The 1944-nt window shown below is 70.4% G+C and carries 2 protein-coding genes; both read right to left on the bottom strand.

The annotated features are described in order from the left end of the window. Nucleotides 1–3: 3 nt before the first annotated feature. On the bottom strand, nucleotides 4–963 hold the full coding sequence (locus ABT122_RS33470) for an electron transfer flavoprotein subunit alpha/FixB family protein (RefSeq protein ID WP_351559950.1): 960 nt from the start codon (nucleotides 961–963) through the stop codon (nucleotides 4–6). A gap of 182 nt (nucleotides 964–1145) precedes the next feature. Beyond that, a complete protein-coding gene (locus tag ABT122_RS33465) occupies nucleotides 1146–1931 on the bottom strand; it encodes an electron transfer flavoprotein subunit beta/FixA family protein (RefSeq protein WP_351559949.1) in 786 nt (261 codons plus the stop codon). Between the last annotated feature and the right edge of the window lie 13 nt (nucleotides 1932–1944).

Here is a 1944-nt window from a genome sequence, read left to right as displayed (position 1 = left end):
GGGTCAGTTCTTGCGGGTGGTGATGTCGTCGGTGAGCTGGGGAACGACGGTGAAGAGATCACCGACGACGCCGTAGTCGGCGAGGTCGAAGATCGGGGCCTCCGCGTCCTTGTTCACGGCCACGATGGTCTTGGACGTCTGCATCCCGGCCCGGTGCTGGATCGCACCCGAGATCCCCGCCGCGATGTACAACTGCGGCGCGACACTCTTCCCCGTCTGCCCGACCTGCTGGGAATGCGGATACCAGCCCGCGTCGACCGCCGCCCGCGAAGCACCGACCGCCGCCCCGAGACTGTCCGCGAGCGCCTCGACCACGGAGAAGTTCTCCGCGCTCCCCACACCCCGGCCCCCCGACACCACGATCGCCGCCTCCGTCAGCTCCGGCCGCCCGCTCGACACACGCGGCGTCCGCGAGGTCACCCGCGCCGCGGGCACCTCCCCGAACACCACCGCCAGCTCCTCCACCGCACCCGCCGCCGCGACCGCCTCCACCGCCACCGCGTTCGGCTTCACCGTGACCACCGCGACCCCCCGCGTCACCCGCGACACCGTCGTGAACCCACCCGCGAACACCGACTGCGTCACCACCGGACCCTCCCCGCCCGCCGCCACATCGACAGCGTCGGTCACCAGACCCGAACCCAGCCGCACCGCCAGCCGCGCCGCCGCCTCCCGCCCGTCCGCCGACGAACCCACCAGCACCGCCACCGGACCCACCAGAGCACACGCCGCCTCCAGCGCGTCCACCACCGGCACCGTCAGCCGCTCACCGAACTCCGGCCCCTCCGCCACCAGCACCCGCACCGCACCGTGCTCACCCAGCACACCCGCCGCACCACCCGCACCCGCACCCAGCACCACCGCCACCGGATCACCCAGCCGCCGCGCCAGCGTCAACAGCTCCAGCGCCGGCTTGCGCACCACACCGTCCACATGATCAACCAGAACAAGCACATCAGCCATGGAAACGCCCAACTCCTCCACACGAAACCGAAACAGGAACCCCGGAACCACCCGGGAACAGCAACACCGACAAACCCAGAGAACCCAGAACACCCAGAACGCCCAGAACGCCCAGAACAACACTCAGAACGCTCAGAACAACGCCCGGGAACGCCCGGAACAACGCCCGGAACGCCGACGGCTCAGACGAACTTCCGCCCGGCGAGGAACGCACCGATCTGACGGCCGCCCTCACCCTCGTCCTTCACCACCGTCCCCGCACCCCGCGCCGGACGCCCCGTCACCGAGTCCACCACCGTCCACGCCCCCGCCAGACCCACCAGCCCCGCGTCCACACCCAGAGCGTCCAGATCCCACGACTCCACCGGCTTCTTCTTCGCCGCCATGATCCCCTTGAACGACGGATACCGCGCCTCACCCGACTGGTCCGTCACCGACACCACCGCCGGCAGAGCGGCCTCCAGCTCCTCCGACGCACCGTCACCGTCCCGCCGGCCCCGCACCACACCCCCGGCCACCGACACCTCCGACAACAACGTCACCTGAGCCACCCCCAGCCGCTCCGCGAGCATCGCCGGCAGCACCCCCATCGCCCCGTCCGTCGACGCCATCCCGCACACCACCAGATCGAAACCGGCCTTCTCCACCGCCTTCGCCAGCACCAGCGACGTCCCCGCCACATCCGAACCGTGCACACCGTCGTCCTCGACATGCACCCCCCGGTCCGCCCCCATCCGCAGACCCTTCGCCACCGCCTCCCGCGCATCCTCCGGACCCACGGTCACCACCGTCACCTCGGCATCCTCCGACGCCTCCGCGATCCGCAGCGCCTGCTCCACCGCGTACTCGTCCAGCTCCGACAACAGACCGTCCACACCCTCACGGTCCACCGTCAGATCCCCGGCGAAGCCACGGTCACCCGAGGCATCGGGCACATACTTCACACAGACAACGATCCTCAAGCTCACGCCGGCTCTCCTC

The sequence above is a fragment of the Streptomyces sp. NPDC001985 genome, assembly GCF_040296845.1.
In the GTDB taxonomy this organism is placed as follows: domain Bacteria; phylum Actinomycetota; class Actinomycetes; order Streptomycetales; family Streptomycetaceae; genus Streptomyces.
The sequence above is the reverse complement of the archived record's forward strand: the minus strand, read 5'-3'. Positions and strand labels throughout refer to the sequence as shown.

What these genes read in the sequence shown, in the direction of transcription:
- ABT122_RS33470 (WP_351559950.1), bottom strand. Translation starts at nt 963, where the DNA reads ATGGCTGATGTGCTTGTTCTGGTTGATCATGTGGACGGTGTGGTGCGC.